The organism is Microbacterium sp. (assembly GCF_047605725.1).
Lineage (GTDB): Bacteria > Actinomycetota > Actinomycetes > Actinomycetales > Microbacteriaceae > Microbacterium.
In genome coordinates this window covers 51,662-69,839 of the sequence record NZ_JASGFE010000007.1, presented here as the reverse complement: position 1 = coordinate 69,839, position 18,178 = coordinate 51,662, and the positions used below count along the sequence as shown (strand labels likewise).

The window sequence follows — 18,178 nt, the reverse complement described above, 5'->3', positions numbered from 1 at the left end:
AAACCGTGAGGCACCAGCTCACCCTTCGCGCTCACTTTTCAATGAGGCACCTCGGCGGTTTGACACATCCGGACACGCTTCGTCATAATCGAGCCCATGACTGACGATGCACGCGCGCTGTCCGCCCGGGAGGCGAACGGAACCGCCGGCACCATGATGGTGTCGCAGCGTGACGTCATGTGTTGCCGAATGTGTCGCTGACACGGTGATCCCGCCGGGTCTGTGCCCGCTGGCGCATTCCCCCGAGCGCCGGTCCGCCCATGATGCGGACCCGCCTCGCACCGCGGCCCCCGGCCGCCACCCGCAACACACCCGAACCCGTGACCGGGTTCCCCCCGAAGGACATAACGACATGTCGAACACCGCTCTTCTCCCCCAGCCCACCGCCCACCGACACCTGCGCGCCGTCGAGGACCTCGCACCTCCGACGCCCGCACCCGCTCTTCCGGCCGGCACCGCTCCGCGCGGCTTCGCCCTCTACGTCGGCATCGACGAGGCCAAGGCCGTCGCCGACGGGGTCTCGCTCTCCACGATCGTGGAGGCCCTGCGCCGCACCCTCGGCGAGCTCGCCCCGCACGCCGAGACCTACGCCACCGTCGCGCTCGCGCCCGCCGGCGCCGGCGGGCGCGACGTCGATGTCGTGCGGCTCGCGCTGCACGAGCCGAGCGCGGTCGCCCGCAGCAAGCAGGAGCCCGCGGAGGACCGTACCCCCGGCGGGGTCACCGTGGACATCTCGCGCCGCCGCGTGCACGTCGACGGCGAGGCGGCCGCGCTGACCTTCAAGGAGTTCGAGCTGCTGCAGTACCTGGTGCTGCGCGAGGGCCGCACGATCGAGCGGACCGAGCTCGTCTCGTCGCTGTGGAGCAGCTCGGACGAGGAAGCCCCGGGCGAGCGCACGATCGACGTGCACGTACGGCGCCTGCGCGCCAAGCTCGGCCGCTACGAGGACATCGTGCGCACGGTGCGCGGCAGCGGATACCGCTTCGACCGCCACGCCGATGTGGAGATCCACTTCGGCCACGGCACCCCCTCCCCCGACCGCTTCTGACCTGCCCCGGCCTGTCCGCCGGCGGGCCCGCCCCGCCAGGCCCCGTTGGCGACACCTTCCTGCACGAGCGACCCCCGCACGGGGGCGCCGGCTCCTGTTGGCGCCAGTTTCCTGCGATGGTGACACATATATGTGGCGCCTTTGCAGGGAACTGGCGCCAACGTCACTGAGCCGACTGGGTGCCGCGCGGATGTCGGAGGCGGGCGCGTAGGGTGACGGCATGACGACGGTGGAGGGGATGCCGGGACCCGGGCGGATGCCGGCGCTCGAGCAGACGCCGGGACCCGGGCGGATGCCGGGAGGTCGGCGACCGGCCACGGCACGCGTGCGCGACCCGAGGCCCGCGGCATCCATGCGCGACCCGAGGCCCGCCCACGCGCGCCCGATCGAGACGGAGTACCGGCCTGCGGTCCCGACCGACACGGTCCGCGCGGTCGTGGCGCAGCGGCGCGGCCGGAACGATCCCACGATGGCGGTCGAGGGCGGGATCGTGTGGCGCGCGAGCCGCACGCCCGAGGGCGTCGCGACCCTCGCCCTGAGCTTCGGGCAAGGCTTTGTCCGCGCGGCGGCGTGGGGGCCGGGCGCCGCGTGGTCGCTGGAGCAGCTGCCTCGCCTGTGCGGCGCCGGCGACGACCCGGACGGCTTCGACGCGTCGCGGCATCCGCTCGTCGCCGAGGCGCACCGCCGCCATCCCGACCTGCGGCTCGGCGCCACCGACCTCGTCTTCGACGCCCTGGCCGGCGCGATCTTCGAGCAGAAGATCACCGGCATGCAGGCGTTCGGCGCGTGGCGCGCGGTGGTCACGTGGTGCGGCGAGCGGGCCCCCGGTCCGACGCCGCGGCCGATGTTCGCCCCGCCCGCGCGCTGGGACCTCGTGCCGAGCTGGGTCTGGCACCGTGCCGGGCTCGAGCCGCCGCAGTCGCGCACCGTCGTCGAGGCCGCCCGCCGCCGCGCGTCGATCGAGGTCGCCACCACCGCCGTCGACGACCGCGACCGCGTGCTCACGAGCCTGCGCGGGGTGGGGCCGTGGACCTCGGCCGAGACCCGCATCCGCGCGTGGGGAGATGCGGATGCCGTGAGCGTCGGCGACGTGCACCTCAGCCACGAGGTGGGCTACGCCCTCACCGGATGCCGCGTCGATGACGACGGCATGCTCGAGCTGCTGGAGCCCTGGCGCGGCCACCGTCAGCGGGTGATCCGCCTCATCGGCCTGAGCGGGGTGCGGGAGCCGCGACGCGCACCGCGCCTGCACCCCGAGGACCACCGCGACCGCTGAACCCGCTGTGCGCCGAGGCGACCGCGGTACCGGTTCAGGGCTTGCGGGGCATCAGGGCGATCCCGAGCAGCATCACCAGCGCGACGGCGGCCGAGCCGATGAACACGTGATGCAGAGCAGCGTACAGCGGACCGGCGGCGACTCCGTCGAGGCCGCCTCCGCCGTGCTGACCTCCGACCGTCGACGTGCCGCCGAGTGCGACGTTGGCGAGCGCGCCGAAGACGGCGATGCCGACGGCCGACCCCATCGAACGAGCGAACATGTTGGTGCCCGTCACGACACCGCGGACCTGCCATTCGGCCGCCGCCTGGGCGGCGATCAGGATCGGGCTGGCGATCCAGCCCATGCCCAGCCCGACGACGAAGCAGGTCGTCGCGACCAGCCACACCGACGAATCGGCGGCCAGCAGAGCAAGCAGCCCGGCGCCCAGGAGAGCCACGGCGGCCCCGACCAGTGCGGTCGAGCGGAACCCGATCCGAAGATAGACCCGGCCCGCCGTCGACGCCGCGATCGGCCAGCCGATGGTGAGGGCCGCCACCGCGAAACCACCGACCAGGGCGTTGTGACCCAGCACGCCCTGGACGTACAGCGGCACGTACGAGGTGAGCCCGACGACCATCGCGCCGACCGCGAGGCTGACCAGATTGGTGGTGTTGAACAGGCGGGACCGGAAGACCCAGCCGGGAATGATGGGCTCGCTGGCCCGGCGTTCGACGGCGGCGAACGCGATCAGCAGCACGGCTGCTCCCCCCAGCACGGCAAGGCTCGTCAGCGAGCGCCACGGCCAGAGCACGCCGCCTTCCAACAGGCCGAGGATGAGCAGCGACGAACCCGCGGTCAACAGGACGGCGCCCGCGACGTCGATGCGATGACGTACCCGCTCGACCTCCTCGTGGAAGCGCCGCAGCAGAGTCCAGCCGGCGAACAGGGCCAGCGGGATGTTGACGAAGAAGATCCAGCGCCAGTCCAGCACTTCGACGAAGACCCCGCCGAGAGTCGGGCCCACGACTGCGGAGATCGCCCACACGCTCGCCATGTAGCCCTGCACGGTGGCGCGCTCGGCCACGGTGTAGAGATCGCCGACGATGGTCATCGAGGTCGGCATGATGGCGCCGGCGCCGAGTCCTTGGATGCCGCGGAACACGATCAGGGCGGGCATGTTCCACGCCACGCCGCACAGGACCGAGCCGAGCAGGAACAGCCCGACGCCGATCAGCATGATCGGCTTGCGGCCGTACTGGTCGGAGAACTTCGCGTAGATCGGCACCGACACCGCCTGCGCCAGCAGGAAGATCGAGAACAGCCACGGGAACTGGTGGAAGCCGCCGAGGTCGCCGACGATGGAGGGGACCGCCGTCGCCAGGATCGTCGAGTCGATCGCCACCAGCCCGACGCTGAGCATCATCGCGAGGAGGATCGGTCCCCGGCTCGACCGCAGCCCGACATCCGCCCGGCTGACCCGGTTCACCTGCTGCTCCGCCACGATCAGCGCCAACCCGTGAGAGCGCCGATGCATTCCCGGTCCGTCCATCCGACGTCGCGGCAGCTGCCCCGGCTCGACGACGCGGGCCCGACTCGCGGCATCCGACCCCTACAGCTCCTCGTGGGTGTCGGGGTCGCCGCCCCACAGCCGGCCGCGCTCGAGGCCGCTGATCGCGGCGATCTCCGCGTCGGTGAGCGAGAACCCGAACACGTCGGCGTTCTCGACCTGACGGGCAGGGTTCGCCGACTTCGGGATCGGCGTGGAGCCGAGCTGGGTGTGCCAGCGCAGCACGACCTGCGTCGGCGTGACGCCGTGCGCGGCGGCGATGCCGGCGAGCACCGGCTCGGCCAGCAGCTCGGTGCGGCGCGCGAGCGGGCTCCAGCTCTCGGTGCGGATGCCGTGAGCCTCATGGAACGCGCGCAGCCCGGCCTGCGGGAAGTAGGGGTGCAGCTCCACCTGGTTCACGAGTGGCAGCTCGCCGGTCTCCTCGCCCAGGCGCGTGAGCATCGCCTCGGTGAAGTTCGAGACGCCCGCCCAGCGCACCTGTCCGCGATCGCGCAGCTGAAGCATCGCGCGCCACGTGTCGACGTAGCGGTCCACGCTCGGGTTCGGCCAGTGGATCAGGTACAGGTCGATGCGGTCCAGCCCGAGGCGTTCGAGGGACCCTGCCGCGCTCGCGAGCGTCTCGTCGTAGCCGTGGTCGCGGCCGGGGACCTTCGTCGTGACGAGGAGCTCGTCGCGATCGACGCCGCTGCGGCGCGCGGCCTCGCCGACCTCGACCTCGTTCTGGTAGTTGACGGCGGAGTCGAGCAGCCGGTAGCCGCTCTCGATCGCCGAGACGATCGAGGCGATGCCGTCGCCGCCGCGCAGGTTGTATGTGCCGAGGCCGAGCTGGGGGAAGGCGGAGCCGTCGCGCAGCGGGATCGTGGGAATGGTGACCATTCCTCCATCCTGCCCCGTCGCGACGGCGTTCAGGCCAGCAGCCGCTCGATCGCCTGCACGACACCCGCGTCGGCGTTCGACGGCGCGCGGTAGCGGGCCACGGCGACCACGTCGGCGTGCGCCTCGGCCATCGCGTACGACCAGTGCGCGGCCTCCAGCATTTCGACGTCGTTGAGGTAGTCGCCGAAGGCCGCGGTCTGGGCCGCGGTCACCCCGAGGGCGCTCTGCAGTGCGCGCAGTGCGCGCCCCTTGTTGACGTCGGGGTTCATGATGTCGACCCAGTGCGCGCCGGAGACGACGAGCTGGTGGGTCTCGGCCAGGTCGGCCATCGCGGGGGCGGTGTGGGTCTCGCCGCCGTCGACGTCGTAGATCGCGAGCTTGAGCACCTGATCGTCCACCCCGAGCAGGTCGTCGACGACCGCGAGCTTCGCGTAGTACTTGCGCACCTCGTCGAGAAAGGCGGGGCCGGTGTCCTCGACGTACGCGGAGCGCTTGCCGCACACGACGACGCCCGCGCGCAGTCGCCCGTCGGCGACGAGGGCGCGCGTGCGCGCGACGACGGATGCCACGGCATCCGGCGCCAGCGTGTCGGAGCTGACCTCCGCGCCCCCGCGCACGACGTACGTGCCGTTCTCGGCGATGTAGGGCAGGTCGGCCTCGCCGAACAGCCGCTGCAGCGTCGCCAGCTGCCGCCCGCTCGCGGGTGCGAACGCGATGCCGCGCGCATGGAGCCGCTCCAGCAGAGGCCAGAACGAGTCCGGCACGCGACCGTCGCCGTCCAGCAGCGTCCCGTCCATGTCGGCGGCGATGAGGCGGATGTCGGGTGCGGTCACCGTTCCATCCTCCCCGACCGCGGGGACCTCGCCGAACCGGGGGTTATCCCGAACGAAGGTCTCCGGATGCCTCGGGGGCGCAGGTCGAGGGGCCAGGCCTACCGTGGAGTCATGACCACCGCATCACCGCCCCGAGGCCGCGTCGGCCTCCTCACCCACGTCGGTGCACTCGCTCAGCTGGCCGCGATCGGCGTCGCAGGCTCCGTGGTGTTCACGATCCTGGCGACGCTGCTGGCCGCGGGGCTCGGGCTGCTGCTCGTGCTCGGCATCGGCTTCCTCTTCCTCGTCGCCTTCCTCTACCTGCTCTGGGGAACCGCGTGGGTGGAGTACGAGCGGGTTGAGGGGCTGTACGGCTACGGGCTGCCTGCACTCACCCTCCGCCGCAGCGGCGTACCCGGTTTCAAGGGCTGGCTGCGGACGCTCTGGCGCCAGTTCACCGACGGCCCGATGTGGCGCGGCGTCGCCAGCGCCGCCATCGCGACCGTGATCGGCATGCTGGTGCTGCCGCTGCTCGGCGGGCTCGTCGTGAGCATCGGGCTCCTGTTCGCGCCGCTGCGTGCCGGCGACACGGTCCGCATCCCCGGCATCGGCATCGACATGCCCGCCGGCGGCGGCGTCGCAGCCGGGATCATCGGAATCCTCGTGTGCGCGGCTGTGCTCATCGGGTTCGTGCTGCTGCACGCCGTGCTGACCCGCGCCATCCTCGTCCCCTCCCGCGAGGCCCAGCTCGCCGAGCAGGCCCGCACCGCCGGTGCGCAGCGAGCCGGCGCGGTGCGCGCCAGCGAGGTCGAGCGCACGCGCATCGAACGCGACCTGCACGACGGGGTGCAGCCCCGGCTCGTCTCGGTCGGCATGACCCTGGGGCTCGCCCAGCAGAAGATCGACAGCGACCCGGCCGCCGCGAAGGCGCTGCTCGACGAGGCGCACACCTCGACCAAGGCGGCCATCACGGAGCTGCGGCAGCTGGCCCGTGGCATCCACGCCTCGGTGCTCGACGATCGCGGTCTGGATGCCGCGCTGTCCGCGCTCGCCGCCCGCTCGCACGTGCCCGTGCAGCTGGACGTGCGGCTCGACGGGCGCTGCTCGGCCACGGCCGAGGCCGCGGTGTACTTCGCGATCGCGGAGTCGCTCACCAACGCGGCCAAGCACTCCCGCGCCACGGCGTGCCGTGTCGTCGTGCGGCGCCGCGACGACGGCACCCTGTGGGCGCGCGTCGAGGACAACGGCGTCGGCGGGGCGCGCGTGCTCCCGGGCGGAGGTCTGGACGGCATCACCAACCGCGTGCTCGCCGCCGGCGGCACGACGCGCCTGGACAGTCCCGCCGGCGGACCCACCTCGCTGGAGGTGAGCGTGCCATGCGCATCCTGATCTGCGAGGACTCCACCCTGCTGCGCGAAGGGCTCGTGCGGGTGCTCGAAGACGCCGGGCACGAGGTCGTCGCCGCACTCTCCGACGCGCGCGACCTGGCCGAGCACGTCGACGGCACCGCGCCCGAGCTGTGCATCCTGGATGTGCGGCTCCCGCCGACCTTCACCGACGAGGGCATCCGCGCCGCACTGGCCCTCCGCCGCGAACACGAACGGCTCCCCGTCCTCGTCCTCAGCCAGTACGTCGAGGAGCGCTACGCGAGCGAGCTCATCGCCCTCCACGGCGCGGCGCTCGGCTACCTGCTGAAGGACCGCGTCGCCGACGTCGGCGAGTTCCTCGACACCGTCGAGCGGATCGGGGCCGGTGCGACCGTGCTCGACCCCGAGGTCGTCGCGCAGCTGCTCACCCGGCGCGCACGAGACGAGCGCATGGCGCGGCTGACCGAGCGCGAGCGCACCGTGCTCGCCCTCATCGCCGAGGGCAAGAGCAACCAGGCGATCGCGCAGGCGCTGTTCGTCTCCGAGGCGAGTGTGGAGAAGCACATCACCTCCCTCTTCCAGAAGCTCGACCTCGAACAGGACGAGCACGGCAACCGACGGGTCCTGGCCGCCCTCGTCCACCTCGAGCACGGCGGCGCGACCCCGCAGAACGGAACGGTACGATGAACACGACGCTCACTCCCCCCACCGCCCCCGCGTCCGAGGGCGCGCCGCCGCCCGCACCGCGGCGCGCCTCCGCTCAGGTCATCGCGATCCTCGCGATCGTCTTCGGCGGGCTGCTGGCCTTCGGCACGATCGCCGTGACGACCCTTTCGATCGTGCGGTCGGGGACGACGCACACCGAGCGGTTCACCGCGGATGTCGCCGGCCTCACCGGACTCGACGTCGACGTCTCCGGCGCCGACCTCACGGTGGTCTACGACGCGACCGTCGATGAGGCGACCCTCGCCGTCACCGACGTCAGCACGACCCGCTGGCGACTGACCCGCGACGGCGACGACCTCGCGGTCTCCACGCGCCGGGCGTGGTGGTCCGGCTGGGGCGGGTCGGACGAGATCGCGCAGGCGACGCTGACCCTCCCGGACCGACTCTCCGACGCGGGCCTGGACGCCTCGTTCGACCTCAGCGCCGGATCGATCGCCGCCGCCGGATCCTACGACGAGCTCGAGCTCGACCTGAGCGCGGGCTCGCTGTCGGTCGACGGCTCGGCGCGCGAGCTGGACGTGAGCGTGAGCGCCGGCGAGGCCGACCTCGACCTGGCCGACCTGCGCCGCGCCGAGCTCGACGTGAGCGCCGGCGACGTGCAGGGGCGCCTCACCGGCACCCCGCCGCGCGAGCTGGTCGTCGAGGCCAGCGCGGGCAAGATCGAGCTGGCTGTCCCCGATGCGGCCTACGTGGTCGACTCCGAGGTGTCGCTCGGCGACTTCACGCACGAGCTGACGACCGATCCGGCGTCGACGAACCACGTCTCGGTTCAGGTGTCGGCAGGATCGGTCCACCTGTTCCCCGGGCGTTGACCGCCCGGCACGAATCCCGATTCGCCTCAGGGGTTGACGCACCCTTCGATGGACTGCCTACAATCTGGTGGGGACATCGGGCACCCGTCATGTCATAAACCCTGCAAAATCACACAGCTGTGATGCTGCGACCTGCCCGGTGCTCCGCGTGCTTCGTCGTGCCTGCGATCCGGGCGATACGGAGTGCGCGCCCCCGACCGCACAGACGAAAGGTCCCACATGAAGAAGAACAAGAGCGTCCTCGCACTCGCCGTCGGCGCCCTCTTGGCCGTCACGGCTCTCACCGGTTGCACCCAGGGGCAGACCGATACCTCGACGGCATCCGAGTCGGCACAGGCGACGACCGACGAGGTCACCCTCTACGTGGTGCGTCACGGACGCACCATGCTCAACACCACCGACCGGGTGCAGGGCTGGTCGGATGCCGTCCTCACCCCCGAGGGCGAGGAGGTCGTCACCGCCGCCGGGCGCGGCCTCGCAGACGTCGAGTTCCAGGGCGCCTACAGCAGCGACAGCGGCCGTGCCATGCAGACGGCGAACATCATCCTCGACGAGAACACGGCCTCGGACGTCACGCTGGAGACCGACTCGCGCCTGCGCGAGTTCAACTTCGGCACCTGGGAGGGCGACCTCAACGAGAACATGTGGCAGGCCATCGCCGACCTGCGCGGCATCACGCTGGAGGAGTTCCTCGCCACCTCCGACCCGGAGGCCTTCGCGAACTCGGTCGCACAGCTCGACGCCCAGAACCCCGAGGCTGCGGAGAACTGGCCCGCCGAGGACTACGCGACGATCACCGCGCGCCTCACCGAGGGAATCGACGAGATCGTCGCCAAGGAGGTCAAGAAGGGCGACGGCAACGTGCTGGTGGTCTCGCACGGACTGAGCATCACCGCGCTGATCGACACCCTCGTGCCCGACTTCGAGATTCCCGCGGGCGGATTGAAGAACGCCTCGGTCACCACCATCGTCTACAAGGACGGCGAATACAGCATCGGCGACTACAACGACCTGAGCTACGTGGAGAAGGGCACCGGGTTTTAGTCCCCCCCCCTCGCCCTGACGGCGGCCCCCGGGGTGGGGGGCCCCCTTCTGCATGCCGGATCCCGCCCCTCGCGCCGCGGCCGATCGTCGGAGATCTGCCGTTCGTCGGAGCTGTTCCCGGCGTGTCGGTCCGACGCAGCGCAGTTCTCCGACGAAGTGCCGCGACGCGCACTAGCGTGGGTGGCATGAGCGCCCCTGTCGACCCCACGACCACCCCCGCCTGGACGGAGCTGTCCACCCACCGCGACGCCTTCTCCCCCGACCTCCGCGCCTGGTTCGCCGACGACCCCGGCCGCGCCGAGCGGCTCACCCTGCCCCTGGCCGACCTGCACGTCGACCTGTCGAAGAACCTCGTCACCGACGACATCCTCGCCTCGCTCGTGCGCCTGGGCGAGCAGACCGGCGTGGCCGACCGCTACGCCGCCATGCTCGCCGGCGAGCACCTGAACACCACCGAGGACCGCGCCGTGCTGCACACGGCCCTCCGCCGTCCGCCCGAGGCATCCCCCGCCCTCGTCGTCGACGGACAGGACGTCGACGCCGATGTCCAGTCGGTGCTTGCGAGCATGTCGGCCTTCGCCGAGCGCGTGCGCTCGGGCGCGTGGGTCGGCGTCACCGGCAAGCGCGTCGAGACCGTCGTGAACATCGGGATCGGCGGCTCCGACCTCGGCCCGGTCATGATCTACGAGGCCCTGCAGCCCTATGCCGATGCCGGCATCCAGGCTCGCTACGTCTCGAACATCGACCCGTTCGACCTCGCGAACAAGACGAAGGACCTCGACCCCGAGACGACCCTCTTCATCGTCGCGTCGAAGACCTTCACGACGCTGGAGACTCTGACCAACGCCCGCCTCGCGCGCGACTGGCTGTGGGCAGGTCTTGAGAAGGCGGGCGCCATCTCCGGCGACGAGGCGTCGCGGACGGATGCCGTCGCCCACCACTTCGTGGCCGTCTCCACCGCCCTCGACAAGGTCGCCGCGTTCGGCATCGACCCGGCCAACGCCTTCGGCTTCTGGGACTGGGTGGGCGGCCGCTACTCGGTCGACTCGGCGATCGGACTGTCGCTCGTGATCGCCCTCGGACCCGACGTGTTCCGCGAGCTGCTCGCGGGCTTCCATGCGGTGGACGAGCACGTGGCATCCACTCCTCTGGAGCGGAACGTGCCGGTGCTGATGGGCCTGCTCAACATCTGGTACTCGAACTTCCTGGGCGCCCAGTCGCACGCGGTGCTCCCCTATGCGCAGCAGCTGCACCGCTTCGCCGCCTATCTGCAGCAGCTCACGATGGAGTCCAACGGCAAGTCGGTGCGGTGGGACGGCACGCCCGTGACGACCGACACCGGCGAGGTCTTCTGGGGAGAGCCCGGCACGAACGGCCAGCACGCGTTCTACCAGCTCATCCACCAGGGCACGCGCCTCATCCCGGCCGACTTCATCGCGTTCGTGAACCCCGCCTACGCTCTGCAGGACGACGGGCGTGACGTGCACGGGCTGTTCCTGGCGAACTTCCTCGCCCAGACCAAGGCCCTGGCGTTCGGAAAGACCGCCGAAGAAGTCGAGGCCGAGGGCACCACGGGTGCCCTCGTAGCGGCCCGCACCTTCCCCGGCAACCGGCCGACGACGTCGATCTTCGCCGAGGCCCTCACCCCGCGCGTGCTGGGCGAGCTCATCGCCCTCTACGAGCACATCACCTTCACGCAGGGCGTCGTGTGGGGCATCAACTCCTTCGACCAGTGGGGCGTCGAGCTCGGCAAGCAGCTCGCGCTGCAGATCGCCCCGGCGATCGAGGGCGACGACGCGGCACTGGCGGCGCAGGATGCCTCGACCCGGGCCCTCCTGGCCTACTACCGGGAGCACCGACACAGCTGACCGGCGACACGCGCCCGCTCCCTGCGATACTGCGGCCCGAGGCATCCGGGAGAATGGAGTGATGCGTACTCCCCAGACAGCGCACCGACGATCACGCCGCCTCTTTACGACGCTCGCGGCCGGCGTCGCCCTCTGCGCGCTGACCGCGTGCGGGACTGCGACCCCCGCGCCCGCACCCACGCGCACGGCGAGCGCGGCCCCGACGACGGTGTTCGACGACGCGGCGCTGCAGGCGGCGCTCGACGACACCCTCGAGGCGGGCGGCTTCCCCGGGGTCGTGGCCCGCGTGATCACCGCCGGGGGCAGCTGGGACGGCGCTGCCGGTGCGACCGAGGAGGGTGGATCGACCCTGCCCACCGCGAAGGACCACACGCGCATCGGCAGCGTCACCAAGACGATGACCGCAACCCTGCTGCTCCAGCTCGTCGAGGAGGGCGAGGTCAGCCTCGACGACCCGGTATCGAAGTATGTGCCGGAGCTGCCCAACGGCGAGGCGACGCTCCGGCAGGCGGCCGACATGACCAGCGGCATCCCGTCGTACACGCTCGACGACATGCTCGTCGACGAGTACCTCGCCGACCCGACCCGCAGCTGGACGACCGCCGAGCTGCTCGACGACGTGCGCACGCTGGAGCCCTCGTTCGACCCCGGGGAGGGCTGGGAGTACTCCGACTCGAACTACCTCGTCATCGGCGCCGTCATCGAGCAGGTGACCGGCCAGCCGCTCGCGCAGGCGTTCGAGGAGCGCCTGTTCGCGCCGCTCGGCATGACCGAGACCTCCTACCCGACGACGAACGCGCTGCCCGAGCCGTTCCTGTCCGGGTCGACCATGCAGGGCAGCCCCGACGGCGATCCGCAGGATGCCACGCGGTTCGACCCCTCGTTCACGGGCGCGGCCGGCGGGGTCGTCTCGACGCTCGACGACCTGGAGAAGTGGGCGCACGCGCTGTTCACCGGTGACGGCATCCTGGACGAGAAGACCCAGCAGCTGCGCCGGGACTCCATCCTGACCTCACCGCTGCCGAACACGCCGATCTCGGGCTACGGGATCGGCATCGCGAACCACGACGGCTGGTGGGGGCACACCGGGGAGCTCCCCGGCTACAGCACCGCGGTCTTTCACGACGACGACCTCGACACGACGATCATCGTCGTGGTCAACAGCGACATCGCCCTCGACAGCGGCGTGGCCCCCGCCCCCGCGGTGCTGGCGGCGCTGCAGGCCGCCCTGCGCTAGCCCAGCCGAGCCTCTGCCTTGCTGGCCGAGTCACTGCCCAACTCGCGAGTCACTGCCCTAACGCCGAGTCACTGTGCTCGAACCCAGTGACTCGCCGCGAAGGCAGTGACTCGACGAACGAGAGAGGGCGGGGACAAGCACGCACGGGGCCGGCGTCGCCCAATCACTGCCCTGCTGGCCCAATCACTGCCCTGCTGGCCCAGTCACTGCCCAACCAGCCGAGTCACTGCCCTGCTGGCCCAGTCACTGCCCAACCAGCCGAGTCACTGCCCAACTCGCGAGTCACTGTGCTGGAGAGCAGTGACTCGCCGCGAAGGCAGTGACTCGACGAGGGAGACCGGGCGGGGGCAAGGCGAGACCGCGGGCAGGGCGGGGAACGCGGATGCCTCCACCTACGCCTTGGGCTGGATCGACAGCAGCGGGGCGCCCGCGGCGACCTCGCCGAGCGAGACCGGGTCCACGGAACCGAACTGCTCGGCGTTCAGCACGATCACCGGCGTGATCAGCGGGTAGCCCGCAGCCTCGATGACCGCCCGGTCGAAGACGACCAGCGGCGTGCCGACCTCGACCCTGTCGCCCGCCTTGACCTTGACGTCGAAGCCCTCGCCGTTGAGGTTGACGGTGTCGATTCCCACATGGATGAGCAGCTCCACCCCGTCGTCGAGCACGACCCCGAAGGCGTGGCCGGTCGGCTGCGCCGCCGCGATCGTGCCGGCCCCGGGCGAGAAGACCGTGTTCCCGCTCGGCTGGATCGCCACCCCGGGCCCCATCACCCCGGTGCCGAACACCGGGTCGGGGACCTCGGACAGCGGCACGGCCACGCCATCCAGCGGCGAGTACACCTCGACGACCGTGCGAGTCGCGGTCGCCACCGCGGCCGTGGCCGCACCGCCGACGGCCGCTGCCGCGACGGGAGCGGGGGCAGGAGCGGGGGCAGCAGCGGCGGCGACCGGCGCCGTGCCGGCCTCGGCGGCCTGACGGGCGAACAGCTCCTCCTTCTGCTCGGCCGTCTGGTAGCCGGTCAGGAGGATCAGGATCATCGACGTGGCGAACGCCGCGAGCACCGCGACCGCGTACAGGCCGATCGGCTCGAACGCGGGGATCGTCAGCAGCGACGTGAACACGAACGCCTGCGTCGTGACCCCGTGCTCAAGCCCCAGGAACATGCTGCCGAAGCCGATGATGAGGCCGCCCACGAGGCATCCCACGAGCATGCGCGGATAGATGCGCTTGAATCGCAGATGGATGCCGTAGAGCGACGGCTCGGAGATGCCGCCCAGCAGGCCCGCCGCCAGCGCACCGGTCGCGGTCTGCTTCATCGCCTTGTCGCGCTGGCGCCACGCGATGACCAGCACCCCGGCGGTCGCCCCGAAGCAGGCGAAGTTCCACGCGCCCATCGGGCCCTGGATGAAGTCGTAGCCGAGGGTCTGGATGTTCAGCAGCATGATCGCGTTGATCGGCCAGTGCAGGCCCAGCGGCACCATGAACGGGTACACGAGCGGGATGATGATCGCGAAGATGAAGGGCGAGAACGCGTTGATCGCGCTCAGGATGTTCGCAAGGCCCGCGCCGACGTACACGCCGATCGGCCCGAGCAGGAACGCCGTCAGCGGGATCATGATGAGCATCGCCAGGAACGGCACGAAGATCAGGTGGATGTTCTCCGGGATCACGCGCTTGAGCAGCTTGGTGAGCGGCCCGAGGACGGCGGCCATCAGCAGCGGCGGGAACACCTGCGAGCTGTAGTTGAAGATCGTCAGCGGGATGCCGAAGATCGGGATCGTCGTGACCTCCGAGCCGAGGAAGACGATGTTCTGCGCGCCGTCCTGCGTGGCCAGGGCGGTGAAGCCGGGGAGCATCACGACCGCCATGACAGCGAAGCCCACCCACGGGTCGGCGCCGACCTTCTGCGAGGCGTTGTAGGCGACCATGAGCGGCAGGAAGACGAACACGCACTGCCACATCAGGTTGATGAACTGCCACGACGGCGGCAGCACGACGCCCGGGGCGTTCCACGCCGGGATCACGCCGAGGGTGGCCATCAGCGCCATGAACGTGATGAACAGAGATGCCCCGAGCAGGGCTCCCAGGATCGGCCGGAACGAGTCGGACAGGAACTCGAACAACGTGTCGATCCAGGCGACCTTGCCGCGCACCCCGCTCTCTCGCGCGGCCTTCTTGAGATCGGCATCGGACTGCGCGCCGCCCGAGGGCGCGCCGCCTCCGCCGGCCATCGCGGGCAGGGCCATGATGTCGTTGTAGACGGACTGCACCGCGCCGCCGATCACGACCTGGAAGCGGTCGCCGGCCTGCGGCACGGCGCCGAGGACCCCGGGGATCGCCTCGACAGTGGCCTTCTCGACCACACCGCCGTCGCGCAGCTGGAACCGGAGGCGGGTGGCGCAGTGGGTGAGGCTCTCGATGTTGCCGGGACCGCCGACCGCCTCGACGATCGCTGCAGCAGGACTGTTGGCCATAGCACCTTCTCCTTCGGCAGGCTCCCCCTATGACTCTACCGAGAGCACGCGGCCGGGGTCGAGAGGCGGCGCGGGCAGGCGGCGCGGGCCCCGTAGGTCAGGACAGCGACCACGCCGCCGCGTCGAAGGCGGCCACGGTGGTGAGAAGCTTGTCGCCGTCCTGCGGCGTCGGCCACGTGGAGAGCTTGGCGGCCACGACGCGCGCGGGGCGGTTGACGTAGATCATCTGCCCGTGGATGCCGAGGGCGAGGAACACGTCCGATCCGGGCCGCGGGAACCAGAAGCCGTTGCGGTACATGCCGCCGGGCATGAGCGTCGGCTCCACGGCGGCCGCGAAGGCCTCGCGGGAGTCGGGCGCACCGGTGAGCGTGTCGTCGATCCACCAGGCCGGCAGCACCGGCATCCCGTCGAGCGCGCACCCGTCGCGCAGGAACAGCGAGCCGAACCGCGCGAGGTCGCGCAGTGTCGCCGACACCCCGCCGTCGAACATGGGACCGCCGACCGCGTCGACGCCGACGTTGGCGTCGTGCTCGGCGCCCATCGGCTGCCACAGCCAGTCGGACATGACCTCGGCGCCGGCGCGACCGGTCGCACCCTCGATCACGAAGCCCAGCGCATCGGTCTCGCACGACTTGTAGTCGAACCGGCCCCCGTGCGGGCGGTCGGAGCCGAGCGAGGCGAGGAAGCCGAGCAGGGTGTCGGCCACCCCCTCGTGCTTTCGCGGCGCCCAGCCGATCGCCTGCTCCAGCAGGCGCACCTCGGCGCCGTCGTCGAGATAGTCCTCCGAGAACGCGATGCCGGTGCGCATGTCGACGAGGTCCCGGATGGTCGCGCCGGCATAGCCGGAGCCGGCCAGCGCCGGCACGTAGTCGGACACCGGGCGGGCGGCATCCAACAGCCCCGCACCCATGAGTGCTCCCGCCGTCGCCGTCGTCAGCGACTTGCTCACCGACATGAGCAGGTGCACCGTGGATTGCGTCATCGGGTCGGAGTACGACTCGCCGACGATCGCGCCGTCCCGCGTGACGATCCAGCCGTCGGTCGCCGTCGCGGCCATGACGTCATCGAAAGTGAGGTTCGCACCGGTCCACGGGTGGGTCACCGGCACGCGGGAGAGATCCTCGGCCGCCAGCGCGAACGAGGTCGTGCGCTCGCCTCGGCGGATCGAGTGCACGGGCAGGAAGCTCGCCATGTTCTGCATCGACCAGGACAGATACCCGGCCGACTGCCACTGGTCGAACGGCGGTCCTGCCGGCCTGCTCGCCGTCCCGCCGATCACGTCGCGCTCACCGGCCGGTGGCACGAGCTCTCGCCATGGTGCTCGATCGCGCTCATCCCTTCGCGCCGCCGCTCGTGCGCTCCGGGGCCGGCTGCGCGAGCGGCGAGACCGTGTACATCGCGCGGATCGAGTCGATGAAGTGGGTGGCGCGGATCGACAGCGCACCACGTGTGGTCTGCAACCGCCCCTTGGTGACGAGGATGCCGAGATCCGCGCCCTTCCAGCGGTAGTCGCCGGAGCCGTACACGCGCAGGAAGAACGCCTCGTCCTTGTTGCTGAGCAGGTGCCAGTCGAGCTCGGCCTGGGCGGGAACGAGCGACCCGTTCTCGTCGACGACGTAGCGGCCGGTGGCCGGAGCGGTGGTGATCAACTCGACGGTGGGCTGGGTGTGCTTGATCACCATCGTGCTCCACTCGTCCTCGGCCGCGAGCTCCTCCCACCGCGCGTTGACCTCGGCGACGTCGAGCTCGAACTCCACCTCGGCGTACTCCAGGAGATGGAAGACGAACAGCGGCACGTCCGCGTAGGCGCCCGCGGTGACGTTCGTGATGGCCGACGCGCCGCTGATGCGCGGGTTGAGCTCGCCGAGGTAGACGTCGCCGGTGTCGGTGTCGACGAGCACGTCGACCTCGAAGAAGCCGCGGTAGCCCTCGCCGCCGAGCCGGTTGCCGAGGCGTTCGACGAGGGATGCCGCCTTCTTGCGCGTGGGCTCGTCGAGGACGTCGGGGAACATCTCGTTGCCCGACCAGCCGCCGCGGTACGGGGTGAGCGCCTTGTGCCCGGTGATCTCGGTCATGAACGGACCGACCACGGTGCCGTGCCGGGTGAGGACCGCCTCGACCGCGATCGGGCGGTTGTTGATCCGCTTCATGATCTTCAGCGGAACGCCGCACACCTCGCCGGCGATCTTGGCGAACTCCTCCTCGCTCGTGATGAAGTAGGTCGTCTTGCCGGAGTCGCCGTAGGCGGTCTGCAGCACGAGATCGGTGCCGAGCCTGGCCTTCTTGGCGGCGGCGACCACGTCCTTCCAGCCCTTCACGGTCGTGAGGACGTTGGGGACGCTCGGCACGCCCACCTCGTTGCCGAGCTGGGTGGTGACGATCTTGGAGTCGAGCCGCTCGCGCAGCTGGGCCGACGGCAGGATGAGGTCGTAACCGAGCTCCTCGCAGATCGCCTCGGTCTCGCGGTCGAAGAAGACCATCACGACCTGCGGGCGCACCCCGAACGGCGTGCGCCGGGCGATGTGCGCGCGCACCTCGGCGTTGCGCAGCAGCCAGTTGTTGATCTGCTCGCCGCTCTCGAACTCGATGTAGGGCTTGTCGAGCGGGCTGAACACGCGCGGGTGGTTGCCGTCCCACGCGTCGTAGTAGGTGATGTACGAGAAGCCGCGCACCCAGCGGTCAAGGCCGAGCAGATTGAACGCGGTCGCGCCGACGAAGAACACGGGGCGCTCGTTGGTGCGGAAGTAGTGGCGGATCTCCGACATGTTGCGGAGGGCGTGCTCGGCGCCCTCCTGCTTGGCGGCGCGCGCGTTGGCCGTGCGCCGCTTGGCACGTCGGGAGGGTTTCGCCACGGCATCCTGGTCATCCACGATCGCGATGGCGGTCGTCGGCGGCGGCGCGACGACCGCCTCCGCAGCGCTGTTGCGTCCGGAACTTCTCCGCCCCATGGTGCACTCCTCATCGGCCCTCATCGGCTCAGGCTCAGCCATCCTCGCACAGCGCGAGGACCGGCGACGACCCTGGCGTCGGCACGACGCTGCGGAGTCTTGCGCGAAGGCCTGTCCTCGGCATCCGGCTCACGCGGG

At 70.9% G+C, this 18,178-nt stretch carries 14 protein-coding genes; 8 read left to right on the top strand and 6 right to left on the bottom strand.

The window, feature by feature from the left end; all coding sequences use genetic code 11:
- The first annotated feature begins 352 nt into the window (after nt 1–352).
- Nucleotides 353–1,048 carry a winged helix-turn-helix domain-containing protein gene (locus QM641_RS02895; protein ID WP_415113240.1) on the top strand — a complete coding sequence of 232 codons (696 nt, stop codon included), beginning with the start codon at nt 353–355 and terminating at the stop codon, nt 1,046–1,048.
- A gap of 352 nt (nt 1,049–1,400) precedes the next feature.
- Nucleotides 1,401–2,324, top strand: a complete 924-nt coding sequence (locus tag QM641_RS02890; RefSeq protein WP_415113248.1) for a DNA-3-methyladenine glycosylase family protein — start codon at nt 1,401–1,403, stop codon at nt 2,322–2,324.
- Between the two features lie 34 nt (nt 2,325–2,358).
- Here the strand turns inward: QM641_RS02890 and QM641_RS02885 are convergent, their stop codons facing one another.
- The 3 genes from QM641_RS02885 to QM641_RS02875 form a co-directional block, all read right to left on the bottom strand.
- Entirely contained in the window at nt 2,359–3,840 is a 1,482-nt protein-coding gene (locus QM641_RS02885; protein ID WP_415113238.1) for an MDR family MFS transporter, read from the bottom strand.
- 75 nt (nt 3,841–3,915) lie between these two features.
- Nucleotides 3,916–4,749 (bottom strand): aldo/keto reductase, encoded by an 834-nt coding sequence (locus QM641_RS02880; protein WP_415113236.1) that lies wholly within the window; start codon nt 4,747–4,749, stop codon nt 3,916–3,918.
- 29 nt (nt 4,750–4,778) lie between these two features.
- The gene (locus QM641_RS02875) at nt 4,779–5,582 is read right to left on the bottom strand and encodes a Cof-type HAD-IIB family hydrolase (protein ID WP_415113234.1); all 804 of its coding nucleotides are present in this window, start codon (nt 5,580–5,582) and stop codon (nt 4,779–4,781) included.
- A 111-nt stretch (nt 5,583–5,693) separates the two neighbouring features.
- On the opposite strand from QM641_RS02875, the gene QM641_RS02870 reads away from it, so the two are divergent.
- From QM641_RS02870 to QM641_RS02845, 6 genes are all read left to right on the top strand, one after another.
- Nucleotides 5,694–6,950 (top strand): sensor histidine kinase, encoded by a 1,257-nt coding sequence (locus QM641_RS02870; protein ID WP_415113232.1) that lies wholly within the window; start codon nt 5,694–5,696, stop codon nt 6,948–6,950.
- Nucleotides 6,938–7,615, top strand: a complete 678-nt coding sequence (locus tag QM641_RS02865) for a LuxR C-terminal-related transcriptional regulator (RefSeq protein WP_415113230.1) — start codon at nt 6,938–6,940, stop codon at nt 7,613–7,615. Before QM641_RS02870 ends, QM641_RS02865 begins: the two co-directional genes overlap by 13 nt.
- Nucleotides 7,612–8,466 carry a hypothetical protein gene (locus tag QM641_RS02860; RefSeq protein WP_415113228.1) on the top strand — a complete coding sequence of 285 codons (855 nt, stop codon included), beginning with the start codon at nt 7,612–7,614 and terminating at the stop codon, nt 8,464–8,466. Before QM641_RS02865 ends, QM641_RS02860 begins: the two co-directional genes overlap by 4 nt.
- Nucleotides 8,467–8,685: 219 nt before the next feature.
- Nucleotides 8,686–9,510, top strand: a complete 825-nt coding sequence (locus QM641_RS02855; protein ID WP_415113226.1) for a histidine phosphatase family protein — start codon at nt 8,686–8,688, stop codon at nt 9,508–9,510.
- Between the two features lie 185 nt (nt 9,511–9,695).
- Entirely contained in the window at nt 9,696–11,378 is a 1,683-nt protein-coding gene (pgi, locus tag QM641_RS02850; RefSeq protein WP_415113224.1) for a glucose-6-phosphate isomerase, read from the top strand.
- Between the two features lie 61 nt (nt 11,379–11,439).
- Nucleotides 11,440–12,615 carry a serine hydrolase domain-containing protein gene (locus QM641_RS02845; protein ID WP_415113222.1) on the top strand — a complete coding sequence of 392 codons (1,176 nt, stop codon included), beginning with the start codon at nt 11,440–11,442 and terminating at the stop codon, nt 12,613–12,615.
- Nucleotides 12,616–13,007: 392 nt separating this feature from the next.
- On the opposite strand, the gene QM641_RS02840 is transcribed toward QM641_RS02845, so the two are convergent.
- From QM641_RS02840 to QM641_RS02830, 3 genes are all read right to left on the bottom strand, one after another.
- Nucleotides 13,008–15,092: a glucose PTS transporter subunit IIA gene (locus QM641_RS02840; protein WP_415113220.1), complete on the bottom strand. Its 2,085-nt coding sequence runs from the start codon at nt 15,090–15,092 to the stop codon at nt 13,008–13,010.
- Nucleotides 15,093–15,189: 97 nt separating this feature from the next.
- A complete protein-coding gene (locus QM641_RS02835) occupies nt 15,190–16,395 on the bottom strand; it encodes a serine hydrolase domain-containing protein (protein WP_415113218.1) in 1,206 nt (401 codons plus the stop codon).
- 28 nt (nt 16,396–16,423) lie between these two features.
- Entirely contained in the window at nt 16,424–18,064 is a 1,641-nt protein-coding gene (locus tag QM641_RS02830) for a biotin carboxylase (RefSeq protein ID WP_415113216.1), read from the bottom strand.
- Nucleotides 18,065–18,178: the final 114 nt, after the last annotated feature.

Excerpts from the sequence above, each read along its gene's own strand:
- QM641_RS02895 (WP_415113240.1), top strand. The coding sequence starts at position 353 with ATGTCGAACACCGCTCTTCTCCCCCAGCCCACCGCCCACCGACACCTG.
- QM641_RS02830 (WP_415113216.1), bottom strand. The coding sequence starts at position 18,064 with ATGAGGGCCGATGAGGAGTGCACCATGGGGCGGAGAAGTTCCGGACGC.
- QM641_RS02860 (WP_415113228.1), top strand. The coding sequence starts at position 7,612 with ATGAACACGACGCTCACTCCCCCCACCGCCCCCGCGTCCGAGGGCGCG.
- QM641_RS02840 (WP_415113220.1), bottom strand. The coding sequence starts at position 15,092 with ATGGCCAACAGTCCTGCTGCAGCGATCGTCGAGGCGGTCGGCGGTCCC.
- QM641_RS02870 (WP_415113232.1), top strand. The coding sequence starts at position 5,694 with ATGACCACCGCATCACCGCCCCGAGGCCGCGTCGGCCTCCTCACCCAC.
- pgi (WP_415113224.1), top strand. The coding sequence starts at position 9,696 with ATGAGCGCCCCTGTCGACCCCACGACCACCCCCGCCTGGACGGAGCTG.
- QM641_RS02855 (WP_415113226.1), top strand. The coding sequence starts at position 8,686 with ATGAAGAAGAACAAGAGCGTCCTCGCACTCGCCGTCGGCGCCCTCTTG.
- QM641_RS02845 (WP_415113222.1), top strand. The coding sequence starts at position 11,440 with ATGCGTACTCCCCAGACAGCGCACCGACGATCACGCCGCCTCTTTACG.
- QM641_RS02880 (WP_415113236.1), bottom strand. The coding sequence starts at position 4,749 with ATGGTCACCATTCCCACGATCCCGCTGCGCGACGGCTCCGCCTTCCCC.
- QM641_RS02890 (WP_415113248.1), top strand. The coding sequence starts at position 1,401 with ATGCGCGACCCGAGGCCCGCCCACGCGCGCCCGATCGAGACGGAGTAC.
- QM641_RS02865 (WP_415113230.1), top strand. The coding sequence starts at position 6,938 with ATGCGCATCCTGATCTGCGAGGACTCCACCCTGCTGCGCGAAGGGCTC.
- QM641_RS02885 (WP_415113238.1), bottom strand. The coding sequence starts at position 3,840 with ATGCATCGGCGCTCTCACGGGTTGGCGCTGATCGTGGCGGAGCAGCAG.